General features: G+C 41.4%; 19 protein-coding genes. 8 read left to right on the plus strand and 11 right to left on the minus strand.

Going from position 1 to position 24,148, the window contains the following annotated elements; translation table 11 throughout:
- Positions 1-34 precede the first annotated feature (34 nt).
- Positions 35-1,612 (minus strand): amidohydrolase family protein, encoded by a 1,578-nt coding sequence (locus tag Q4574_RS03010; RefSeq protein WP_303471316.1) that lies wholly within the window; start codon positions 1,610-1,612, stop codon positions 35-37.
- Positions 1,605-2,804, minus strand: a complete 1,200-nt coding sequence (locus Q4574_RS03015; protein ID WP_303471319.1) for a M14 family metallopeptidase — start codon at positions 2,802-2,804, stop codon at positions 1,605-1,607. Before Q4574_RS03015 ends, Q4574_RS03010 begins: the two co-directional genes overlap by 8 nt.
- Positions 2,805-3,070: 266 nt before the next feature.
- On the opposite strand from Q4574_RS03015, the gene gltS reads away from it, so the two are divergent.
- From gltS to Q4574_RS03030, 3 genes are all read left to right on the plus strand, one after another.
- Positions 3,071-4,273 carry a sodium/glutamate symporter gene (gene gltS / locus Q4574_RS03020; protein ID WP_303471321.1) on the plus strand — a complete coding sequence of 401 codons (1,203 nt, stop codon included), beginning with the start codon at positions 3,071-3,073 and terminating at the stop codon, positions 4,271-4,273.
- Between the two features lie 90 nt (positions 4,274-4,363).
- Complete coding sequence (locus Q4574_RS03025; protein WP_303471322.1) at positions 4,364-5,248, plus strand: LysR family transcriptional regulator; 885 nt, start codon at positions 4,364-4,366, stop codon at positions 5,246-5,248.
- Between the two features lie 206 nt (positions 5,249-5,454).
- The gene (locus Q4574_RS03030) at positions 5,455-6,732 is read left to right on the plus strand and encodes a diaminopimelate decarboxylase (protein ID WP_303471323.1); all 1,278 of its coding nucleotides are present in this window, start codon (positions 5,455-5,457) and stop codon (positions 6,730-6,732) included.
- Positions 6,733-6,842: 110 nt separating this feature from the next.
- Here the strand turns inward: Q4574_RS03030 and Q4574_RS03035 are convergent, their stop codons facing one another.
- Positions 6,843-8,171 (minus strand): aminotransferase, encoded by a 1,329-nt coding sequence (locus tag Q4574_RS03035; protein ID WP_303471325.1) that lies wholly within the window; start codon positions 8,169-8,171, stop codon positions 6,843-6,845.
- A 306-nt stretch (positions 8,172-8,477) separates the two neighbouring features.
- A complete protein-coding gene (locus Q4574_RS03040; RefSeq protein ID WP_303471328.1) occupies positions 8,478-9,875 on the minus strand; it encodes a PhoH family protein in 1,398 nt (465 codons plus the stop codon).
- Between the two features lie 400 nt (positions 9,876-10,275).
- Between Q4574_RS03040 and rapA the strand changes: the two genes are divergently transcribed.
- The 5 genes from rapA to Q4574_RS03065 all read left to right on the plus strand — a co-directional run bounded on the left by rapA (position 10,276) and on the right by Q4574_RS03065 (position 16,719).
- Complete coding sequence (gene rapA, locus Q4574_RS03045) at positions 10,276-13,116, plus strand: RNA polymerase-associated protein RapA (protein WP_303471329.1); 2,841 nt, start codon at positions 10,276-10,278, stop codon at positions 13,114-13,116.
- A gap of 35 nt (positions 13,117-13,151) precedes the next feature.
- On the plus strand, positions 13,152-13,856 hold the full coding sequence (locus tag Q4574_RS03050) for an RluA family pseudouridine synthase (RefSeq protein ID WP_303471332.1): 705 nt from the start codon (positions 13,152-13,154) through the stop codon (positions 13,854-13,856).
- A gap of 62 nt (positions 13,857-13,918) precedes the next feature.
- A complete protein-coding gene (locus Q4574_RS03055) occupies positions 13,919-14,764 on the plus strand; it encodes a DUF3530 family protein (RefSeq protein ID WP_303471334.1) in 846 nt (281 codons plus the stop codon).
- A 173-nt stretch (positions 14,765-14,937) separates the two neighbouring features.
- Positions 14,938-15,261 (plus strand): hypothetical protein, encoded by a 324-nt coding sequence (locus tag Q4574_RS03060; RefSeq protein WP_303471336.1) that lies wholly within the window; start codon positions 14,938-14,940, stop codon positions 15,259-15,261.
- Positions 15,262-15,357: 96 nt separating this feature from the next.
- Positions 15,358-16,719, plus strand: a complete 1,362-nt coding sequence (locus Q4574_RS03065) for an MFS transporter (protein WP_303471675.1) — start codon at positions 15,358-15,360, stop codon at positions 16,717-16,719.
- A 39-nt stretch (positions 16,720-16,758) separates the two neighbouring features.
- Here Q4574_RS03065 and Q4574_RS03070 read toward each other — a convergent pair whose 3' ends face one another.
- Genes Q4574_RS03070 through rppH form a run of 7 tightly spaced genes read right to left on the minus strand, consistent with a single transcriptional unit; the run spans position 16,759 to position 24,071 of the window.
- The gene (locus Q4574_RS03070; protein WP_303471338.1) at positions 16,759-17,712 is read right to left on the minus strand and encodes a sensor domain-containing diguanylate cyclase; all 954 of its coding nucleotides are present in this window, start codon (positions 17,710-17,712) and stop codon (positions 16,759-16,761) included.
- A 3-nt stretch (positions 17,713-17,715) separates the two neighbouring features.
- The gene (locus Q4574_RS03075; RefSeq protein ID WP_303471340.1) at positions 17,716-18,762 is read right to left on the minus strand and encodes a response regulator; all 1,047 of its coding nucleotides are present in this window, start codon (positions 18,760-18,762) and stop codon (positions 17,716-17,718) included.
- A gap of 12 nt (positions 18,763-18,774) precedes the next feature.
- Positions 18,775-19,608 (minus strand): thymidylate synthase, encoded by an 834-nt coding sequence (locus tag Q4574_RS03080; protein WP_303471342.1) that lies wholly within the window; start codon positions 19,606-19,608, stop codon positions 18,775-18,777.
- Entirely contained in the window at positions 19,609-20,439 is an 831-nt protein-coding gene (gene lgt / locus Q4574_RS03085) for a prolipoprotein diacylglyceryl transferase (RefSeq protein WP_303471344.1), read from the minus strand. It lies immediately after the preceding gene.
- 8 nt (positions 20,440-20,447) lie between these two features.
- Entirely contained in the window at positions 20,448-21,233 is a 786-nt protein-coding gene (locus Q4574_RS03090) for a sulfite exporter TauE/SafE family protein (RefSeq protein ID WP_303471678.1), read from the minus strand.
- Between the two features lie 15 nt (positions 21,234-21,248).
- The gene (gene ptsP / locus Q4574_RS03095) at positions 21,249-23,537 is read right to left on the minus strand and encodes a phosphoenolpyruvate--protein phosphotransferase (protein ID WP_303471345.1); all 2,289 of its coding nucleotides are present in this window, start codon (positions 23,535-23,537) and stop codon (positions 21,249-21,251) included.
- A 12-nt stretch (positions 23,538-23,549) separates the two neighbouring features.
- On the minus strand, positions 23,550-24,071 hold the full coding sequence (rppH, locus tag Q4574_RS03100; protein WP_303471346.1) for an RNA pyrophosphohydrolase: 522 nt from the start codon (positions 24,069-24,071) through the stop codon (positions 23,550-23,552).
- Positions 24,072-24,148: the final 77 nt, after the last annotated feature.

A 24,148-nucleotide genomic window follows, 5' to 3' on the forward strand; every position in this document is an offset into this window, starting at 1 on the left:
ATTATCGAAGCTTTATTTATTGAAATTAAATTAACTAATGGGGTTTACTTAAAAACTTACCTGCTAATTTATCTTGATACTTTCCGTTTTTAATGACCATAGAGCCATTTACCCAGACAGTCTCAATACCACTTGATAGTTGATTCCAAACAGAAAAGTCTGCATTTGCCCCATACGTCTTGGGGTCCCAAATAATGATATCTGCCGCATAGTTTTGCTTTAACAACCCTCTATCCTTTAACCCTAAGATCTCTGCTGTGCGACTTGAACTACCAAGGATAAATTGTTCTACAGACAGCACCCCATTGGCCATTACATAGGTTTCAAACTTTTTAGGAAAACTCGCATATTTTCTCGGATGTCCATTGGTACCATCAGAAGAAGTGACAACCCAAGGTTTCGTCATAAAACGTGTTAAGTCCTGCTCAGACATATTAAAAGATGCAACTCTAATTGCACCTCTTTGGACTAACTGCATTGCCGCTTTTGCCGGACTCATTTGTAATTCTAAAGCTAGCTGTTCTAATGTTTTTCCGACTATTTCCTTTTCTTTAAACGCAGTAACTAACAAAGCGTCAGGCCCTCCACGACGGCGAATATTTTCGGTGATCTCAGAAATTAACTGAGCTTCCAGTTTCGGGTCATTTAGTCTTTGGTAAAAAGCTTGCTGAGAATCTGCCATTACCCATTTTGGCATAATAGCATTGTGCAGTTTAGTGCCTGATGCAAGCCAAGGATATTGATCTGCACTGATGCTTGCTCCTTTTTTCTGGGCTTGCTCTATAATATCAATAGCCTGCTCACTGAGTCCCCAGGCATCAACTCCCAGTGCTTTGATGTGAGCTAAATGCAGATGAATATCTGCTTTGTTAGTTATATCTATGGCTTCTTGCAAGGCGGCAATGAAACCGATATCAAAAGTAGACTCGTCTCTTAGATGGGTATCATAGATACCGCCATATTGTTTAGCCACTTTGGCCAATTCAACAACTTCTTGAGTTGCCGCGTAACTGCCAGGAACATAATACAATCCGCTGGACAAGCCAATAGCTCCCTCCTCCATCGCCCGTTGAACCAGAGATTGCATTTTCTGGATTTCTGCTGCAGTTGCATGACGATTTTCTTTTCCTAAGACAGCCTGACGCACCGCATTGTGGCCCACAAACATAGCCACATTAGTCCCTATACCATTTTGCTCTAGCTTAGCCGCCATTTCAGATATTTTATACACACCACCACCGTCATTACCGTTAACGACAGTAGTGACACCTTGGGTAAGATAATTTACGTTACTGTTTTTGTCCTTACTAAGTAATTCTTGAATAGTATGTGTGTGCGGATCGATAAATCCGGGACTGACTATTTTACCGCTTGCATCAATGATATTAGCAGCCTTAACCTTGTCACTTTCGTCCGAAGGCAATATTGCACATATCTTTGTATCACAAATTGCAACATCAACGCTCTGTAAGCCAGAACCGTCACCTAAAAATACTTTACCGTTTTGAATTAGATAGTCTGCTTTTAATATTTCTGTATCAACAGACTGACAACCTGTAAGCACAATTAACACTAGAATAGCACTGGTCAATACCTTGCATAATTTAGTCACCTTTTAACTCCTTATTATTTTCCAACATGGTTTCCATCAACGAGTTTGCAGCTACTTGCGCTAGCTCATCAATGAAGTTTCTATTGGTGTTGTCACCCATTTCATAGGTAATCGCGTGAGATTGATAAAAATCCGCAAAATATTGTTTGAAAACACCTTTTCCGGGGTTATTACCGGGTTGCTGTATAACCCTAAAGTCATCAACTTTTGCATCGAGTGAATTCAACCAATTCTCCACCAAGAAAGGCTGATTTACCCCATAATTACTTGGCATAGTGTAAAACACATCTTTTCTCGTAGAATGGAAGTCAACCGCCATAGACAAGGTCGCGCCTGCTTGTATTAATTCTTGAAGATAAGCATGCACGCTCTGCACTTCAGGCTGTTCAAAGGTCTTCCAGTCTCTATTTAAATCGACTCCATTGGCATTATGTCGCCAGTTCCCCATAGCAACGCCATCAGGGTTTATATTTGGCACAATCAAGATATTGTATTTTGCACGAAATCGTTTCGCTAAAGTTGTGTCAGCTAATACTGTTTCAACGAAGGGAAAAAGCGCTAAGGCACCGGTTACCTCGGGTGGGTGCATACGCCCGAGAAGAACTAGCCATTTATCAGTTCCACTCGTTTTAGATTCTATTTTATATAGGGGTCTGCCTTGTACAGACCGCCCTAAAATTTGGTAATGAATATTTTTGGTATCGTTTAAATTGCTAGCCCAATCAATATATGTTTGATTATCAACAATTTCTTGCCCAGAAATATAACGAGGCGAAACATTTGCCTCGACCATAAATGAACGAACTTTTCCCTCATCATGAAATTCCACAGACGACCATGTACTTAGGTCTGAACTTAACTTAGGTAGGTAGCGATGTTTATATCCATCGACTTCCATAAAGATTTGAACTTTTGTTGGCTGCTGTGCCACGATTTTAAATGCATACCAAGGGCTAGAATTAATTGGTACATTTTCGGGTTTAAGTTTTATTCTAAACCCTTTATCACCAATGCGTTCGCACCAATCAAGACGTGCAGTTGGAAAATCATCTAAAAGCTTCACATGGCCTATATGGCAGGCTTTAGCTTTGCTTTCCTCTGGATTCGCTGCGTTATCAATAGCCGAAAGAGTTTGGCTATACAGTAAATTTGAAAATAACAGTAAAAAATAAATAAGTACTAACTTAGGCATTCGGTTATCTCTAATGTTGGGAATTCCACCTGGGTATTTGACTTAACTAGAATGAATAGATCACCTACCCATATCAATTGACGGATTGTAGCCAACTCATAACCTAAGGCTATACCTCGTGTTATTAATTGTAACTTACCCCAATAGAGTTAAATGCTAATTTAAATTTCGCATCTTTTGTTTACTGTTTATGTGATGCACTCAATTCCTTACCTAGATCTATGTGAGGACGATGTACATCACACTTTTAAGGTTTGTGATTAGATATGAATTTTAACGCTAGCGTAGTAGAAACTTTACTAGTTGCTCTGGTAATTTTGTTTTTAGGTTACTTTTGCAATAATAAAATTAGTTTTTTAAAAAACAACAATATTCCTGAGCCCGTCGTGGGTGGCATTATCTTTTCGGTATTATCCGGGTTTGCCTATTATTTATTTGATTTCCACTTTCAATTCGATATGAGCTTCAAAAGCCCGCTGATGACCGTATTTTTCACTACTGTAGGCTTAGGAGCGAGTTTTAGTTTACTTTTGAAAGGCGGTCCAAAAGTCGTGTTATTTCTCGGCATAGCCTCAGTTTATTTAATCGTTCAAAATGCTGTAGGTGTTTCATTTGCCTATGCTTCTGGTCTAGAACCTTTAATGGGATTAATTGGTGGTTCAGTTACGCTCTCTGGTGGGCATGGTAATGGAGCAACCTATGCGGATTTATTTATACAACAATACAATATGCCAAGTAGTGTTTTTGAACTTGCAATGGCCTCAGCAACAATAGGTTTATTGTTAGGTGGCTTAGTGGGTGGGCCAGTAAGTAAAAAATTAATTAAAAAACATAATCTTAAGGCTGACGAATTCCACGAAAATCTTGATGACACTATTACCTTTAGTCCTGAGGATCATGACTTAGTGACACCCAAAAAGATGATGGAAACCCTATTCTTTATTTTGTTATGTATGGCAATTGGCCATGTTGCTCACTTAAAACTGGCAGATGCAGGGATAATTTTGCCTGCATTTTTACTGCCCCTACTGTTTGCTGTATCTGTCACTAATATATGTGAATTTTCCAAACTGTATAACATCAGTAAAGCCTGTATTGACCTGTGGGGAACAATGGCCCTTTCAATTTTTCTAGCTATGGCGCTTATGTCTCTTAGAATATGGGAATTAACGGCATTGGCAGGACCAATGCTATTTATCATTTTAATCCAGGTAATCGTACTCATGCTATTTGCTTATTTTGTTACTTTCAGAGTAATGGGTAAAAATTACGACGCTGCAATCATGGCAGGTGGGCACTGTGGATTTGGATTGGGAGCCACTCCCACTGCAGTCGCGAATATGGAAGCATTAGTTTCTAGACATGGTCCTTCACCTCAAGCTTTCCTAGTTGTCCCTTTGGTAGGCGCATTTTTTATTGATATTACCAATGCGCTTGTCATTCAGTTATACCTAACGTTCATTACCTAAAGACCTTTACTAACGGTTTATTTTGCTTTGAAAGGGGGTCAGAATGAGAACGAGTACACTTCATTGCCACGTTAAAGAGGTAAACATACATTGAGACTACGTCACATAGAAGTATTTCATGCAATTTACACGACAGGATCAGTGACCAACGCAGCTAAAATTTTGCATGTGTCGCAACCCTCGGTAAGTAAGGTCTTAACCCATGCGGAAATGCAACTTGGGTTCAAATTATTTGAGCGAATAAAAGGACGTCTCTATCCAACCAACGAAGCTGACATGTTATTTGATGAAGTTGAAAAAATATATCAACAAATGCGAACGGTTAACAATACCGCAAAAAACATAAAAAATTCGGGTTATGGCAGTATTCGAATGGGTATCACCCCAGCACTAGGCTTTGACGCAATTCCAGAAGCAATCGTTAGTTTTCTACAAGATTTCCCCAATGTAAATTTCGAAGTTAAAACTGTCCACAATGATGAAGTCATGCAAGCCCTAGTCGAACATAAATGCGACTTCGCACTATTGTATTCGCCTAGGAAAATGGCCAGCGTGGCAGCGCTAAAATGTGCAGACTCGGAACTTGTGATTATGTATCCCATAACCTGGTTCGATGAACCTTTTGAATCTTTAACCCTGGCTCAACTAGCTGGCAGAGAATTCATTGACATATCCGATAGTGGTCCTTTAGGTGACTTACTTTGGAGCAGAATTATGGAAGAAAAAATACAATTTTCTTCTCATATGAAAGTGCAAACCTACTTTATTGCGGCGCGAATGGTAACCAAAGGCCTAGGCTTTTGTGTTGTTGATAAGCCTACCGCTTTAGCTAATACATCGGACAATATCGCCATCGCTTCTTTCGCTCCGAAACTTAATTTTGACGTCACTTTATTGCATTTAGAAAATCGAAAAATTGCAAAAGTTGCTGAAGAGTTTATTCCTTATTTAAAAGACACTATTGCCGGGGACTAAACCAATTACCATAGTGAACGTCATTTCCTATGAAAGATTGAGCAAGAATACATGGGTATAACTCAAGGTTATCCCACTAACAAGGATTACTAATATACCTAGTAACAGGCATACCTTATATTTTATTCAGAAATATTTCTGTTAGTTCACACCGCTTAGCGGGAAATAGCTTAACTTTAAATTAGATTTACAGAAGGAATCTGAAGATGTTCAGAAAGCAGAATATTGTTCAGCTAGCGATAAAAAATAACATACTGAATGATGAAGTAACCGCGATCGGCGTAACAGATTTCGAGCGTCTTAGGCAAACCGTTTCAGAACTACACTGCGCGTTTCCGCAACCTTTTATCCACACCTTTGCCGTTAAAGCAAATGCATTGGTCGATGTTTTAAAAGAATTAAAATCGTTGGGCATGGGAGCGGAGGTGGCAAGTCCAGGGGAGTTATTAATTGCCCAAAAAGCCGGTTTTGAGAACAGCGAAACTATTTTTGATTCGCCTGCAAAAACGCTATCTGATCTAACTCAATGTATCGAGCAAGGTATTTCCATAAACATTGATAATCTGCAAGAGCTAGAAAGAGTAGATCATTTAAAAGCAAAAAACCTGAATTCCACATCAATAATAGGATTTAGAATTAATCCTCAAAGCGGTTCCGGAAGCATATCCTCCACCAGTACAGCTACTGCCACATCGAAATTCGGCTACGCCCTTGCAGATGGTGATAATCGTAATCAACTCATTGAAATTTATAAACAACGACCTTGGTTGACGAGCCTGCATACCCACTCGGGTTCACAAGGGTGTGAGCTAGAATTGATGGCATTTGGCATAAAAGAACTACTGTCACTTGCCGAAGATATCAATCGTGAAGTGGGCTACCAGCAAATTCAGCAACTAGACATAGGTGGCGGTTTACCGGTTAATTTCGAAAGTGAAGAAGTCACTCCCAGTTTTCAGCAGTACGCTGATGTTCTAAAACAAACTGTACCTGCATTATTCGATGGAAAATACAGAGTTAAAACCGAATTTGGTCGGGCAATTACCGCTAAAAACGGTTTTATTTTAACACGGGTAGAGTACACCAAGTCTATGGGGGGGCGGCACATAGCCATTACACATGCTGGCGCTCAAATATTAACCAGAACTGCGTTTACCCCTAAATCTTGGCCCCTCAGGGTATCTTGCTTTACGCCTCAAGGAGAAGTGCGAAATGCTGAGAATACAGAAATAGTACAAACAGATGTAGCTGGTCCATGCTGTTTTGCTGGAGATTTAGTATGTAAAGACAAACCTTTACCTAAATTAGAAGCAAACGATTATGTATTAATCCACGATACTGGTGGTTACTATTTCAGTAACCACTTTGACTATAACAGTCTTCCTAGAGTGTCGGTTTATGCCGTAAAAGGTAACGACAATCACATAGATATCTCGTGTATTCGTAAACAAGATACACTAACCGAAGTAATGGCGCGTATGTAAGAGCCTGTATTCCTTTGACGACATATTGATAATACCAATATGTCGTCAATTCATGGCTCTGCTGATTATTAATCCTATGGAATAAGCTCAACTTGTATTTAACGGTGAGGTTATATTTTTCCCATGTAATCTAGGGTTTTATCCAGCGCTTTTTCTAAGATAAAGATTATTTCATCAATTTCACTTTTAGTCGTTATAAGCGGAGGGCAGAACGCTAAGGAGGTACCTCCCACAGCTCTGGTTATCATTCCCAGTTCTTGACAGGTATGCATAGCAAAAGTAACAACTTCACTAGTCTTCGCGGGTGATTCACAGGCTAGCAACTCAACTGCAGCAATCAAACCTTTACCTCTGACCTCGCCCACCAGTGGATGGTCTTGTATCCTTCGCAACTGACTTTGCAAGTAAGCACCAATGTGCCCCGCATGCTCAAAGACCTTATCCCGCTGATAAATTTCAAGGGTTTTTAATGCCACAGCACAACCAACTGGGTGGCCAGAATACGTGTAACCATGACCAAACACCCCGACCTTTTCGCTAGACTCTTTAATCTGGGTATACATATCACCGCTGATAACAGATGCACTAATAGGTATGTAGCCCGATGAGAGTTGTTTAGCGAAGGTAAGAATATCTGGTGATTGAATCCCCATGGCATTACTCCCAAAATCCTCCCCTAACCGACCAAAGCCAGTGATAACTTCATCAGCCCAAAATAAAATATTATATTTACTCAGTATCTGTTGTACTTTTTCATAGTAGCCCTTAGGCGGCACTATCACACCACTTGCGCCCGTCACCGGCTCTGCAATAAACGCTGCGATTGTATCTGGACCTTCTTCAACAATTAACTTTTCAAGATTGCCGGTAATTCGCTCCACAAAATCTGACTCTGATTCTCCGTCAAGTGCTCCATGATAATAGTGTGGTGCGTCGGTTCGCAGAATGCCTAATGCCGAAAAGGGCAGATCAAAATTAGTGTGATTTACCGGTAATCCAGTTAATGATGCGGAGGCAACGGTCACTCCGTGGTACGAGCGTTCTCTGGCAATAATTTTATATTTTTGAGGCTGCCCGATTGCGTTGTAGTAATAACGTAGTAATTTAATATTAGTGTCATTAGCGTCGCTGCCAGAATTTCCAAAAAACACTTTTGCATCTTTGGTTGGCACCATAGCACTTAGTTTTTCAGCCAAATCAATGCCCACCTGATGGGTTTTACCACCAAACATATGTGAGTATGAAAGTTTGCTTAATTGCTCACTCGCCGCATCAATCAACTCTTGATTGTTATAACCTAAGGATGTGCACCAAAGACCAGACATAGCTTCCAGGTATTTTTTACCCTTATTGTCGTATACATACACACCGTCGCCTTTTTCAATAACGAGATTAGGTTGGCTTTTAAGATTGCTGGCTGGATAAATAATACTGGTCATAGTGCCTCAGATTAACGTATTTGCGTTGATTCAAAGGCCTATTGAAACCTATTCATTGGCAATATTAAATATCAAACTTTCAACCCTTTGTTTTAATTTTTTAAAACATTAGGCCTAATCCATCTTGCCATAAGGATCCGCGAAGAATGTCTAAAACCAGTCAAATAGTTGGATAGCGACGAAATGCTTCTATGCATTTTTAGGAGAAAAGTGAATAACGATATAAAAGTAGTCGGAGGGGGGTTGTAGCAAGGAAACACATTATCGTTTCCTTGCTATAAGTTGACTAAGCTGACAACACAAAAATCACAAATTCTCTTCTGCAAATTCGGCTAAACGACTACGTACAACCCCATCCAAATTAATGGTAGCGCTGCCTGAGAAATCTTTAAATTTCTCCACCAAATAGGTTAAGCCAGAGGTCACTGCTGATAAGTAATTACTGTCAATTTGCGCGAGGTTTCCGCCACAAATTAGTTTAGTTCCTTCGCCACAACGAGTAATAATCGTTTTTAATTGGGAAGCCGTAAGATTCTGCGATTCATCTAAAATCACAATGGCATTTTGGATACTACGACCGCGCATAAAGTTAACTGATTTAAACTGTATATTGGCCTTCTCCATGATGTAACTCATAGAACCTTTGACGTTTTCATCGTTTTTATGCAATACCTCTAAAGAATCAGTAATGGCAGCTAACCAAGGTGCCATTTTTTCTTCTTCTGTGCCCGGTAAAAAGCCTATGGATTCGGCTATTTCTGGCGTACTTCTGGTGACGATAATTTTATCGTACATATTTTTTTCAATAACCATTTCCAGCGCCGCTGCCAAAGCAAGCAGGGTTTTACCGCTTCCCGCAGGTCCGGTCAAAATCACCAAATCAATATGTGGGTCAAGGAGTGCATGGAATGCCATTGCTTGGCCAATATTCTTCGGCGATATACCCCAGGCATTGCGCCCCATTAGTCGATCGTAACCTAAATCAAGGACCTCTAGCGTATCTTCTGTAATGTTTTCCACTAACCCGGCGAATTGCTCTTCCCCATCAATTAAAAATTCATTGATATAGGCTTCGGGAAGGGCTTTTTTATCAATAGTGTGAATGGTATCTCGGCCTTCGGTTCGGCTATCCACGGTTTTCACACACTCCCAAAAATCCCCGTTAAAGGTGTGATACCCCTTAGATAAATATTTGATATCACTGATTAATTGGTCTGTTCGATAGTCTTCAACATGGGCTAAGCCGGCTCCTTTTGCCTTCAAGCGCATATTGATATCTTTGGTCACCAAAACAACCTGTCTGGGTAGCTTGATTTTTTGTAAATGCAAAGCGGCATTGATGATGCGGTTGTCGTTATCATTACTGGTGAACACTTGCTGCTCAAAAGGAAGACCGTGATCAGCAAAAATAGATAGCTGGCCAGTAGGGGCTGACTCACCTGAGCCAAGTCCAGTCATTGCAACACCTTCTATCATTTGTTCCGGTGTCGCTTCATGGAGTAAGTCTTCCATTGCACGAATTGAGACTCTCGCATCCCGAGCTACGTCTTTTTTACTGTCTTTAATGTAATCCAGTTCTTCTAGAACCGTCATGGGGACAACTACATCGTGTTCTTTGAAAGAGAGAAAAGCGAGGGGTTCATGTAAGAGGATATTGGTATCGAGCACATAAAGTTTGGTATTCATTTCAGCTTTTTCTGGCATCCGCTACTCCGTTTAACTGCCCACATAGATAACATAGGCCCATGGCATGGTTTTGACTAAATCCATTCTTACCATAAACCACTTTTTCAGCACTTTCATCAACTTTTACAAAAGACTTTTAAAGTTATAAAAAACTCTATAAATATCAAAAGACTGCTTAAAGGCTATGGAATTTCCACAAACAAAATTAGGTCATTAATTAACCGTCACTGAAGGTCACTAGGGTGATTTTCGATTACTCTCTTCGAACCTTCAACTAATTTAATAGGGGGAGTGAGAACACACTGCAAAACTCCATTATAAGCGTTATAATCGCGCTCTTTATGATTTGGCGAAAGCCCTTAATTGGCAACATAGGCATACTTAGATTTGGCCTGTAACGCTCAAGAGATTTTCTACTATGACACAAACAAACAACTTTGCTCTAGGGCAACGTTGGCTTAGCAATACTGAGTCAGAACTTGGCCTGGGCACTATCATTGCCGTGAACAATAGAACGGTTGAAATACTTTTTCCTGCCATCGGTGAAACCCGCACTTATGCGCCGGCCTCAGCACCGCTAACCCGCGTTACATTTGATATAGGCGACAAGGTTACTAGCCATGCTAATTGGCAATTCATAGTAGAGCGCATAAGTGAACAAGCCAGCATGCTAACTTATCACGGTAAGCGCTTAGACACGGGGGAAGATGTTGATTTAAAAGAAACCTTTGTCGATCATCATTTTCAATTGAACCAACCACAGAAAAGACTTTTAGCGGGTCAGGTTGATGAACCTAAATGGTTCGACATTCGAGAAAAGTGTATTACCCAGCAGTACCAACATGATACGTCAGACTTATTAGGTTTCTTAGGTGCTCGTGTGGATATTATCCCTCACCAGTTGCACATTGCTTCAGAAGTAGGACGTCGTCATGCTCCACGGGTTTTATTAGCCGATGAAGTCGGTTTAGGTAAAACCATAGAGGCGGCGTTAATTATCCACCAACAATTGTTAACTGGGCGGGCACAAAGAATATTGATTGTGGTGCCAGATAGCCTTGTTCACCAATGGTTAGTGGAAATGTTAAGACGAGTTAATTTAGCATTTTCGATTTTTGATGAAGAACGCTGCAAGGCCATGGCGGAAGAAAGCGGTAACCCGTTCGAAGCAGAGCAATTAGTACTCTGTAGCCTAGATTTTCTGACTCACAATAGTCGCTATTTCCAACAAGCGTGTGAAGCCCCTTGGGACTTAATGGTCGTAGACGAAGCGCATCACCTAACCTGGTCTGAAGGCCAGCCTTCCCAGGAATATGAGGTGATTGAGCAGTTGGCTCAAGTTACAAAAGGCGTTCTACTATTGACCGCCACCCCTGACCAATTGGGTCACGAAAGTCATTTTGCACGCCTACGCATTTTGGATCCTGCTCGTTTCCATAGTTATCAAGAGTTTGTGCATGAAGAACAACAATATAGCCAGCTAGCCAAAGCCATCGAACCCTTATTAACAATAGCGGATACTAAGGTTACCCTGAGTCAAGAGTCGATACAAAGAATACAAGAGTTTGCCGGTGAAGATTTAGTTGCGAATTTAGACTTAACTGATACAGCTAGCATCGAGAAGCTAATTAACCAACTGCTAGACAGACACGGTACAGGACGAGTACTGTTTAGAAACAGTCGCTCAGGGGTTAGCGGTTTTCCAGCCCGTGAATTACTGTCCTACCCTTTGCAAATGCCCGAAGAGTATGAACATCATCTTGAAATTGAACTTGATTCTAGCCGATTGTTATCACCGGAACGGATCCCTGAATTAGTTGACAGCTGGACAGACTTTGACCCCAGAATAGATTGGTTTATTGACCATTTACAGACACTACGGGGCGAAAAAGTGTTGACCATATGTGCCAAAGCTTCCACAGCATTGATGTTGGCCGAGGCGGTACGCCGTAAGTCGGGTATCAGAGCTGGTGTGTTTCATGAAGGCTTGAGTATTGTTGAACGCGACCGCACAGCCAACTTTTTTGCCCAATCAGAAGACGGCGCTCAGGTGTTAATTTGTAGCGAAATTGGCAGTGAAGGGCGAAATTTCCAATTCGCTCATCATCTGGTGTTATTTGATTTACCACAAGTTCCAGATTTACTCGAACAGCGCATTGGTCGACTTGATCGAATTGGCCAAAAACACGACGTTAAATTGCACGTGCCGTTTTTTGTGAACTCTGCCCAACAAGTTATGTTGGAGTGGTATCACGATGGACTGAATGCTTTTGAACTAACCTGTCCTGCTGGCACTAGTGTCTACGAAGAAGTAGAAGAAATGCTACTCAGTTCACTACAAAATCCCCATGATGAGTTGGCCAAACGCAAACTCATTGAAGACACTCAAAGCATTTATGCCGAACTAAAAAGTAAATTAGAACAAGGCAGAGACAAACTACTAGAAATTAATTCTTCGGGCAAAGGTAAAATTCAACAACTTATTGAAGGTATTGAAGACTCGGATAATTCCCCGAAACTTGAACGCTTTATGACCCAATTGTTCGACACCATAGGTGTTTTACAGGAAGAGACGGACGAAGGCTGCTATTTACTCAAACAGACAGAGTCTATGCACACCCAACTTCCAGGGCTTGAAGAAGAAGGCATGACGATCACTTATGAGCGCGACACTGCCACAAAACTGGAACACGTACACTTTTTTAGTTGGGACCATCCCATGGTGCAACATGCTATGGATACCATTACTACCGATGTGCAAGGTAAAAGTGCCATAGCCATGAACAGAGATAAGTCTCTTCCACCTGGCTATTATTGGTTAGAATGTTTGTTTGTACTGTCAACAAAAGCCGAAAAGCACTTACAAGTTAATCGCTATATGCCTGCCACTCCGATTAAAATTACCGTCGATCCTAAAGGACAGCAAACAGATAGAGTGTTTTATATGCTCGATAGAGTGAAACCTAAAATGTCTGCTCAGTTGATTCATGCACTGCAATCAAAAATTGAAAACGCCATCCAACAAGCCACTGCTATGGCAACCGAAACTGCTGCAGAAATCAAACAACAATGTATCGACAGTATGCAGAATAATTTACAGGAAGAACTGAATCGTCTACAAAGTTTGAGTTTAGTTAATAAGTCCATTCGCGAAGAGGAATTAGACTTTATCCGTAATCAGTTAGATGCCCTAAACAACGCTCTAGAGAATGCGGAAGTGCATTTAGAAGCGGTTAGGTTAGTGGTCAATAATCATTAATGAAAATCATAAAATACAACGGAAATGCAGCTTAAATGGCAATTTTGAATTATGCCCCTAGCCGATATCCCTATTTCGATATCGTTTATCAAGATGAAAACATTTTGGTGTTAAATAAGCCTAGTGGCTTGTTAACTGTGCCAGGAAAGGCACTTGAACATAAGGATAGTTTACAGCTTAGAGTCCAGAGAGCCTTTCCAACGGCCACCATTGTTCACCGCTTAGACATGGCAACGTCGGGACTTATCGTCTTGGCATTGGATATGGATAGCCATCGGAGAATATCCAAAGCATTTGAATTACGTCAAACGGCTAAATCCTATGTTGCCAGAGTATTTGGTAAGCTAAGTGAAGAACAAGGTAGCATCGATTTACCGCTGATTTGTGACTGGCCTAACCGCCCAAAACAAATGGTAGATCACGAACGAGGGAAGAAAGCGCTAACTCACTGGAAGCGATTGGCCTGTGACGATCAAGAATCTCTTGTGGAACTCACACCGGTGACAGGACGCTCTCATCAATTAAGGGTACATATGTTGAGTATTGGACATCCAATATTAGGAGATAGGCTGTACGCCCATGAACAAGCCTTACAAGCTGCTAACCGTTTACAGTTACACGCCAAAACACTTAAATTCAACCACCCGTTATCTGATGAACCCATGGCATTTGAATGCCCAGTGCCGTTTTCATTCAAGTCTTCAAGGGGTCTTACCGATATAGACCATAGTGGGAATTAAATGAATTGTGAGCACTCGTGGTTAAATTATCATTAAGCAGAATACTCAGCTTGGTCATATTCATGATCAGCTATACTGCCCATGGTATACAATCCCCTGAAGCCGCTTTGAGTGATATTCAGCGCAGCCAATTTGACGATCAATTCGATGTCCTTCTGGTAGGTGAAAAACAAATACCGATTGTGATTTCTGAATCAAATACGCCACTGACCCGTGGCGTAGCTGTTATGGTCAGTGAATCAGGAAGAAACCCATTCAGTGTTCAAGGGTTGGCTCAACTTTCGACTTCCCTGAATAACGTTGGCTGGGTAACGATGATAATGCCGGCCCCTACGAGTGGCTTTTGGCCTACTCCCGATGAAAATCCTGTCGTCAACCCAGATGCTAATGCATCAAGCCAGCCCCCTGCTTCCGCTACCGCAGGAACAAACAACAACACCCTAAATAAAGCTGCAATGAGTCAAATAGAACAAAAAGCATTTGATCTTCATGAACAGCAAATTATCCAGCAAATGCAAGCTATCAAAGATAAAACCCGTCAATACAATGGGTTCTTCTTAGTCATAGCTCAGGGCACAAGCGCAGCGTGGCTAACCAAAATATATGCTGAGAAAAAATTAGAATACCCTGATGCTATGGTGTCAATCAGCCTTCAGTGGCCAGACCGTAGTTACAATCAACAGCTGCCTAAGTGGGTAGCAGAAACACCGATGCCTTACCTTGATGTATATTCTGCAGCGGATACATCATGGGCAAAAGCAACCGTGAGTCAACGTAAGATTCAATCAACCAAAACGTTGAAAATGATGTATCGACAAAGGGAACTCACTGGGCAAACGATGGACAGCCAGCAATTCGCCCGTTTAGGAAAAGAAATATATGGCTGGTTAACGTTTATGGGCTGGTAATTAAAGAAGGCTAATTTGGTGAATTAATTCTCCCCGCAACCAGTATTTTATATTTAGTGAATGTCTCAGTATTTCAATCAGATGAAAATTTTATTCGATTTCTTGGGAACATATATCGTATTTGCGGTCTATACTTCTTAGTATTCCACTAACCGGAGTCTCTCAAACTAGCCGTGAATATTAAGAACTTTATAAACAGTAAAGCTGGTCAACTCGCTTTTTTTGTCCGGGGGTATTGGTCCTATAAAATCCCCTATATAGAGTTAGACCTGTATTTTTGGGATACCCTTGAAGAATGGGCCCACGTCAAAAAAAGAGATGATGAACCATACTCCCAGAAAGAACGAGTATTCTGGCATTTGCTGCATCAATTAAACTATTGGCCAGAACAAAAGTTATTACACGATCAATATCTCCGTTCTGAACTAGAGGCCTGTATCAATTATTTAGAGGGTGAAGGACAATACCCCCTCGATTGTATCGGTATCCGACCGTAACTCTTCCAAACTTACCCCCATTGTGCTGCTTAACTAAAATAGATATTGAACTGTCAGGTCATACGTGATCCAATAACGCTTTTCCTAAGCGACTGAATCTCTGTGTCTGAAACCATAAAAAATACTCTTCTTTGTTACAAAGATAAGCGTTTGCTTTTTGTCTTTTTGTTCGGTATCGCCAGTGGTTTTCCTTGGGTGATGATTGGCTCAGCACTATCTGCTTGGCTGCAAGAAAGTGGCCTAAGCCGCTCTTCTATTGGCTTAATTGGCTCAATTACAATCGCTTACTCAATTAACTTTCTATGGTCACCTTTACTGGATAGGGTTCAACCTCCACTGTTAGGGCAACGGCGAGGCTGGATTGTCACTACCCAATTAATGATCATTATTGCTTGTGTGGCTATGGCTGTGGTACCCGCCCAGGAAAACCTGTTGATTATTGGTTTAGTGGGCTTTTCAATTGCCATATTTTCAGCCACCCAAGATATTGCAATTGATGCTTACCGAATCGATATAATTCACCCCCATGAAAAAGATAAACTTGCTGCAGCATCCTCGATGGCAACGGCAGGTTGGTGGACAGGTTACGGTGGCTTAGGTGCAATTCCCTTTTTTATAGCCGACATGGCAGGGTGGCAATGGTCGGATATTTACTTCATTCTTGCCGCTATTATGGCAGGACTCATGCTAATGGTCTTTTTTAGTGATGAGCCTGTCACTAGCCGTATTGAACAACAAGCGGCAGCCAGTGCACGCTACGCCAAAGCCATGGTGGGCGATCTTAAACTAAACGGTTCTCAGCGCTTAATTAACTGGTTGGCAGTAACACTAGTAGAGCCTTTTCGCGACTTTTTTAGTCGCAATAGCGTAAAACTGGCACTTTCCATTTTAGCATTCATCTTTTTATTCAAAATTGGTGAAGCCTTCTTAGGTCGCATGAGTATTGTTTTTTATAAAGAATTAGGTTTTAGCAACAGTGACATTGGCAGCTATTCAAAACTGTTGAACTGGTGGGTAACTATTGTTTTTGCTGTGTTAGGTGGAATGGTAAATGTTCGCTATGGTATATACAGAGGCTTAATGACCGGAGGCGTTGCCATGGCAGCAAGTAACCTCATGTTTGCGCTGATGTCAGTAGTGGGCCCTGATAAGGCACTCTTTGCCGCTACTATTTTTGTAGATGGTTTTACCGCAGCCTGGAGCTCAGTTGCATTGGTGGCGTTTATTTCTCTACTATGTAACCAAGCATTTTCAGCTTCTCAATATGCACTAATGGCTTCCTTAGGCACATTAAGTCGCACCCTTATGGCTTCTGCCAGTGGTTTCTTAGTTGATTGGATGGATGGCAATTGGGCGTTCTTTTTCATCCTCACTGCCATAATGGTGATGCCAAGTTTAGTTATATTATGGCTGATTAAAGATCACATTTATGCGCTAGAAAAACGTGATCAGAGATGAGTTTTTCAACTAAAGATGAAAGATACAAATAATTTTTTGCTAAAACTTGCTGACTCGGTTTCGTCCTTCCTTTTTAGATGTGTACAAAGCTTGGTCGGCTTTTTCTAACCAAGCCATATGATCTTGATAAGTCACTTTAAACTCTGCAATACCAATACTGACACTAAACGGTATTTCATTACCGTCATAAACCGGCAGTAAAGCTTCGCAACTACTCCTTATCCTTTCAGCCACTATCATCGAATTTTCGGCGTTAGTGTCGGGCAATAATATCGCAAACTCTTCTCCACCATAACGCCCAGCAAGATCGGTTTCTCGAATGGATTGTTGCACCACATTAGCCAAGGTTTTTATAATGTGATCGCCGGCAGGGTGACCATAGGTATCGTTCACTTTCTTAAAGTGGTCAATATCTAACATCAACACAGAAGCCGGCAAACCATTACGCACTATCCGTTTGTGTTCAAGGGAGAACTGCTCTTCCCAATAGCGGCGGTTAAATACTCCTGTGAGGCCATCAACTCGGCTAATTTGCTCTAATTGTTGGTTTAGGGCCTTGATGCCATTTTTATTCAATGCTTCATCAGTCACGTCATATACAACGATACAAATCTGCTCAACCACACCTTCTAATGATGTCAGTGGAAACAATGTGACATTTTGATACATAAAGTCTGAGGCTGAGGTTATGGGTCGACTGGTTTCAAATTTAAACAAATACGGTCGTTGTTCCCAAATAATAAACGCAGGGCTTTTAAGGCTAACAACAGGCTCGGTTTTTAATAAAAACCATTCTTTATCTATTTCAGGAAAAAATTCAAAAAGGTTCTTATACTTGATTTGACTAGGCAGAATACCGCTATTGTTTTCCATAAACTGATTCCACACCAGCACATTAAAATCGCGGTCTAGTACGGTGATCCCCACTTCAATTGAGCCAAGTAAATCAAACTGCCAATGCAGTGCATTAATGTCAGAGAAGTCGTCACTCATTATTTATCTGTTACCTTCTACCAGTTTTTCAAACATCAGATCGATTGATTTATCTGGAAATAACAAGAGTAAATCAAAGTTTATAGACTTCGCTTTTATTCCATAGCCGATCTCAATAGCTAACACTTTATTCCATCTCGACACATTATTTTTCAATAGTTCATCTAGACCACAGTGCTGTCCCAAAAGAATCGGGTGATTATGGGTAAAGGTTACATCTAATTGTTCTGACAGTGCCGTCAAACAAGCGCTTACAGCAATATTTGCCACATCCATCAATGCTTCTAACTCGATGGATTCGTTAATTTCAACGTGCTTGTAATTTAATAGCTCTACCATATTTGTGAAGTTTGAATCATTAAACATCATAATGGCTTCGCCATTAATACCCGCACTAATGAAACCTTGAGAAGTGGCCGACACGCTCTCATTATCACTAATTTCAGCGAGTGCCATATGTAACTCTGTAGTGTCAATCAAGTTAACGTTGGGGATGGGCAAATCAATAAACACATTGAGCAATTTGGCCAATTTCTCACCTGCTTGGCCCATTGCCACATTGGCCATTTCTCGATAGACGTCCAATTTTTCGGCCATAGTAAAATGCATAGAATGGGACAAAGTAGGCATTGCAGCTGGATTGATGTCATTGCTAGCCGTAGAGTCTGATTGCAAATCACTTTCTGTATAAAGACCATATTGGGTTAAAATTGTGGTTAGTTTTTCATTATCCACTGGCTTACTAATGAAATCTAACGCCCCCATTTGCTTCATGCGGGCACGGGCTTGAGGTTGCACATCGCCCGAGACCACAATCACAAGCGTGGGTAAGTCCTGTTCTTTGATCAGCTGCATGGTTTGATAACCATCCATAATAGGCATATTTAAATCTAAAAAAACCAAGTCAGCTTTACCAGCCTTGATCATTTCGATACCTTGCTTGCCATTTTCGGCGAAGCTTAAACTGATATCCCAGCCACGAGGTAAAGCACGCGCCATTTGCTTTCGTGCAAAACCAGAATCGTCGCATATCAATATATTAAAAGACACGGAAATTTCTCATCAGATTGCAACCGGCGCTTTGATATGTGGGTAGCATTCATAACCCACTAATTCAAAGTCATCAATCGTGAAATCGAATAGGCTTTTAACATCTGGGTTTAACTTCATTTTAGGCAGTGCTAGAGGCTCCCTGCTAAGTTGCAGTTTAGCTTGCTCTAAATGATTTGTATAAAGGTGAGCATCACCGAACGTGTGGATGAAATCGCCTAGTTCCAAATCACATACTTGTGCAACCATCATAGTTAACAAAGCATAACTGGCAATATTGAATGGCACCCCTAAAAAAATATCGCCACTTCGCTGATACAGTTGGCACGACAACTTATTATCAATAACGTAAAACTGGAACATGGTATGACATGGAGGAAGGGCTTGTTTACCTTGTTTAGCATTTTCTTTTGGCGATAATTTGCTATCGGGTAGCACAGTAGGATTCCATGCACTTAATAATAAGCGGCGAGAGTCAGGGTTGTGTTTTATTTGCTCTAGCAACTCGCTTAACTGATCCACCACAGTGCCATCAGTTCCTTGCCAGCTGCGCCATTGCTTACCGTAGACAGGCCCCAGTTCTCCTTCATCCGTGGCCCATTCGTCCCAGATACTGACGCCATTGTCTTTTAAATACGCAATATTGGTTTCACCTTTAATAAACCACAGTAGTTCGTGAATTATTGAGCGTAAATGGCATTTTTTCGTAGTGATTAACGGAAAACCATCGGCTAAATTGAAACGCATTTGGTATCCAAAGATACTTAATGTGCCCGTTCCTGTGCGATCTTCTTTTTTGCTGCCACTTTCCAATACATGACGCATTAGTGATAAATATTGCTGCATTTAAACTTTCTTACCTTTTTTTAATTTAGTGCTTTGAGGTTGATGTATTTGATTGCGTTTGTAAGCCCAAAAAAGCAATAAAATACCAATGATAATCATCGGTAAAGACAGCATTTGCCCGCGACTGAAGAAGCCTAAATACAAATCTAAATGACTATCCCATTGACGGAAAAATTCCACAAAGAACCTAAAACATCCATAACCTAACAAGAATACGCCACTTACGGCACCGATAGGACGGGGTTTCTTAGAATATAACCACAAAATAATGAACAACAAAACCCCTTCTAAAGCAAATTCGTAAAGCTGCGAAGGGTGGCGCGGTTCACTACCGGCATTCGGGAAAATGATCGCCCAGGGAACGTCGGTTGTACGCCCCCAGAGTTCAGAATTGATAAAGTTACCAATTCGCCCTGCACCTAGCCCAATCGGCACCAAAGGTGCAATAAAATCGCCAACCACTAAAAAAGGGACTTTTAAACGCCGAGCGCTTAGCCATAGCGCAGTTAAAACACCTAGCAATCCGCCATGGAAGGACATCCCACCTTCGTTAATTTTAAACAGGTACAATGGGTTGTCGAGAAATAAGTCAAATTGGTAGAACATTACATAACCGATGCGTCCCCCAAGAATCACCCCCAGAAACCCCCAAAATAACATATCGCTGAGCTGTTCTTTACTCCAGCCCGTGCGAGCTAAGCGACGATTAGCTAACCACCACGCCGCAACAAAACCGACTAAATACATCATTCCATACCATTTAGGACTTAAAAAACCCAAATTGAAAATGGCCGGATCTATTTCCGGAAGGGTGTAATAACTTTGCGACATAATTTCTATTATCCTAAGAACATTTGCAGACTGACTATCACTAAGAAAGCTGCAAATATTTGTTTTAAACGTTGTGTATTTAATCGGTGGCTAATTTTAGCCCCGGTTTGTGCTGTAAATATTGATGTTAAGACGATGCCCAATGCCGCTGGCAAATAAATATAGCCAAAAGAAGCCTCAGGTAAACCTTGTATATTCCAGCCCGCTAAAATAAAACTAAACGAACCAAATATGGCGATAACCATTCCACAGAAAGCGGCACAGCCAATGGCTTGTTTAATATCAACCCGGAACCAAACTAAAGCAGGCACCATAATCGCACCACCACCAATTCCCATAAAAGCTGAAATAACCCCTGTCATGCAGCCAATCGCCATCAACATGGGTTTAGAAATGTGACTTTTGACACTTTTCGGTTTTAGAAAAATCATTTGCAAGGCAATCGCTAAAACCATAAAAGCAAAAATAAGTTTTAAACTTTGTACGGGAATTCTCACAGCGATCTGAGGGCCAAGTAATGCGCCCAGAATAATACCAAGTGCGCACCAGATGACAATCTTTGAATTGATATGGCGTAAGCGAAAATGAGAAAAAGTGGAAGATAGCCCTGTGAGAATGATAGTTGATAACGACGTAGCAATGGCCATGGGTAAAGCGTGCTGTAAAGGCAAGCCCAAATAGCGTTCAAAAACAAACATCAAAACAGGGACAATAATTAAGCCGCCGCCGATTCCCAGCAACCCCGCGAGGAAGCCAACAACCGCTCCTAATAACAAATAAATAGCAAAAAGCATGGGTATTTCAGACAACTAAATACCTGCTCGAACTAATCCGCCCAAGCCAATTGACTCTAGATATTGGTTCACTTGTTCGCGCACTTCCCATGGGTCATCGCAGCTCAGAACACTGTCTAATAACAATTTAGATTGTTTGACGGTGACGCTTCTTACAACCCATTTTATCTTTAATAAGTTGTGGCTATTCATACTAAACTTACTGTATCCCATGGCGAGTAATAATATGATCCCGCCAGGTTCACCGGCCAACTCTCCACAAACGGTAATAGGGACATTATGTTCATTGGCTTGTTCAACAATACTTAATAGTGCCGCTAGCACTGCAGGGTGATAACTGTCGTACAAACCCGAAACGCGCGCGTTATTGCGGTCAACTGCCAGCAAATACTGAGTTAAATCGTTACTCCCGACCGAGAAAAAATCGACTTTTTTGGCCAATTGAGGAATTTGATAAATGACCGCTGGAACTTCCAGCATCACCCCAATTTTCGGCATTTCCAGGATTTTCCCGGTATCAGAAATTTCTTCCGAAACTTCATGATATGCCTGTTTTATTAAGCGTTTAGATTCATTAACCTCAGATACTGATGTCACCATAGGTAACATAATCTGTAAGTTGCCCAAACCGATGTTAGCCCGCAGCATAGCGCGTATCTGAACCAGAAATATTTCTGGATGATCGAGGGTAAGCCTAACTCCACGCCAGCCCAAGAATGGGTTTTCTTCACTAATTGGAAAATATGGCAGTGGTTTATCACCGCCTACATCTAACGTCCGCATGGTAATGGGCTTATGGGGATCAGATTCCAGCATTTCGCGATACAGAGTCATCTGCTCTTGCTCAGAAGGAAAACGTTCCCGGAGCATGAAAGGTACTTCAGTACGATATAGTCCTACGCCCTCACCATGGGTGAAATTGGTGTTCTCCATTTCAGCCGAAAGACCGGCATTAATAAACAGTGACACCGTATAATCGTCTTGTGTTACTGAAGGTAGGTGTGCTTTTTCCAGTATGCGGTCAGAGAGTTCTTGCTCCTCAGTCACGAGTATATTGAATTCTTGTCGCACACTTTCCGAAGGTGAAACAATCACCTCACCCGAATAACCATCAACCAGCAATTTTTTACCATCGAGCAAAGAAAGGGGTGCATCGGATAATCCCATAACTGCAGGCAGCCCCATGGCACGGGCTAAAATCGCGGCGTGTGAGTTACTAGATCCCCGTACGGATATAATTCCGCACAATTTCATAGTAGAAAACTCAGCAAGCATTGGAGCCGTTACTTCTTCAGCAACTAGAATCGCGTTTTGATTCACATCTAACGGGCGCTGATCCGGACTATCTGTGCCCAAAATATTGGCTAATATGCGGTTTGACAGATCTTCAATATCAACAGCCCGCTCTTGCATATATGGGTCACTCATATTGCGAAACTGTTGGATATAATTTTCAATAATATATTTTAATGAACTAGCCGCATCCCAGCCATCTTTTATTCGGCCTTCGACTTCATGACCAAGGCTATTGGCATCCAAAAGGTGGCTGTAAATTTGAAAAATAGCTTGTACATCACTTGGTACTTGCCCTTCAACACGATTAGACAACTCTTCTACTTGACTGCGGGTAATGTTTACCGCTTCGCGATAGCGGGCGATTTCTAGCTCTTTGTTTGCGGAGCGTTTAGCCACATGACTGGCCAAGCTGACTTTAAAATGTGGGACGAAGCCAATTCCCATCCCCAAACCTGCAGATCCCGGTACACCTGATATTTTCCGTTGCCACTTATCTCGATTATTATCGTCAACAAAAGACAAGAAACCCCGGGTTTCCGCGTGCACTATTTCTAAAGCTATTTGGGTAGATAGGGTAACTAAGAAAGCTTCTTCATCTTCACTGAAACGACGCTTTTTTTTCTGCTGTAAGGTTAATACCCCTAACACTTTACGTTGATGTATGATTGGCGTACCTAGAAACGCGTGATACTTTTCTTCTTTAACCTCGGGATAATGTTTGTAGCGGGGGTGAGACTGAGCGTCGAGTATATTTAAAGGTTCTTCGCGCTGACCGATTAAACCAATTAACCCTTCTGAGAAGCCAATGGCGACTTTACCGACAGCGCCAGAATCAAGACCGTCGGTAGCCATAAGCATAAAATGTTGTTTTTCATAATTAGCAAGATAAACCGAGCAAGAGTCTACTCCAATAGCCCCTTTAATACTGCTAGTCAGGTGCTTTAAAGCCTCCTCCAACACGGGGATTTTACTGACTTCCTGAACTATCCGTTTTAAGCTAGTTATCATGGGCCTTTAAAACTATCTCCGTCGTCTACGATTCCGTTGAGACTGATTGTTTTTTGTGTAAATCGGCATGGCAAAAGACACGAATTCTTTCATTACGCGCCGATATACATCACGTTTAAATGACACAACGTTTCTTACTGGATACCAAAAACTGACCCATCGCCAATCATCAAATTCAGGATGCCCGGAACTCAACACATCCACGTCTGACTCTTTGCATTCAAGTTGCAGCAAAAACCACTTCTGCTTTTGTCCAATACAAACTGGATTAGTTCCCTGCCTAATCAATCTTTTGGGTAATTTATATCTGACCCAATTTTTAGTCACTCCAAGAATTTTAACGTTTTCTGGTTTTAATCCAACTTCCTCATTTAACTCACGATACATAGCCTGTTCAGCAGTTTCACCTTGATCTATTCCGCCTTGTGGAAACTGCCATGAATGTTGTCCATAGCGCTTTGCCCAAAATACTTGCCCCATTCTATTGCAAATCACTATACCGACATTCGCGCGGAAACCTTCGGCATCAATCACTTTGACTCCCAGGGGGATTGATTTCTTTAATATTTTGCCATTCTTCCATAAACTAAGGGTCAAGCAAAGCAATATCA

The sequence above is a fragment of the Aliiglaciecola sp. 3_MG-2023 genome, from assembly GCF_030548205.1.
In the GTDB taxonomy this organism is placed as follows: Bacteria; Pseudomonadota; Gammaproteobacteria; order Enterobacterales; family Alteromonadaceae; genus Aliiglaciecola.

What these genes read in the sequence shown, in the direction of transcription:
- Q4574_RS03015 (WP_303471319.1), bottom strand. Translation starts at nt 2,804, where the DNA reads ATGCCTAAGTTAGTACTTATTTATTTTTTACTGTTATTTTCAAATTTA.
- gltS (WP_303471321.1), top strand. Translation starts at nt 3,071, where the DNA reads ATGAATTTTAACGCTAGCGTAGTAGAAACTTTACTAGTTGCTCTGGTA.
- Q4574_RS03030 (WP_303471323.1), top strand. Translation starts at nt 5,455, where the DNA reads ATGTTCAGAAAGCAGAATATTGTTCAGCTAGCGATAAAAAATAACATA.
- Q4574_RS03035 (WP_303471325.1), bottom strand. Translation starts at nt 8,171, where the DNA reads ATGACCAGTATTATTTATCCAGCCAGCAATCTTAAAAGCCAACCTAAT.
- Q4574_RS03040 (WP_303471328.1), bottom strand. Translation starts at nt 9,875, where the DNA reads ATGCCAGAAAAAGCTGAAATGAATACCAAACTTTATGTGCTCGATACC.
- rapA (WP_303471329.1), top strand. Translation starts at nt 10,276, where the DNA reads ATGACACAAACAAACAACTTTGCTCTAGGGCAACGTTGGCTTAGCAAT.
- Q4574_RS03050 (WP_303471332.1), top strand. Translation starts at nt 13,152, where the DNA reads ATGGCAATTTTGAATTATGCCCCTAGCCGATATCCCTATTTCGATATC.
- Q4574_RS03055 (WP_303471334.1), top strand. Translation starts at nt 13,919, where the DNA reads ATGATCAGCTATACTGCCCATGGTATACAATCCCCTGAAGCCGCTTTG.
- Q4574_RS03070 (WP_303471338.1), bottom strand. Translation starts at nt 17,712, where the DNA reads ATGAGTGACGACTTCTCTGACATTAATGCACTGCATTGGCAGTTTGAT.
- Q4574_RS03080 (WP_303471342.1), bottom strand. Translation starts at nt 19,608, where the DNA reads ATGCAGCAATATTTATCACTAATGCGTCATGTATTGGAAAGTGGCAGC.
- lgt (WP_303471344.1), bottom strand. Translation starts at nt 20,439, where the DNA reads ATGTCGCAAAGTTATTACACCCTTCCGGAAATAGATCCGGCCATTTTC.
- Q4574_RS03090 (WP_303471678.1), bottom strand. Translation starts at nt 21,233, where the DNA reads ATGCTTTTTGCTATTTATTTGTTATTAGGAGCGGTTGTTGGCTTCCTC.
- ptsP (WP_303471345.1), bottom strand. Translation starts at nt 23,537, where the DNA reads ATGATAACTAGCTTAAAACGGATAGTTCAGGAAGTCAGTAAAATCCCC.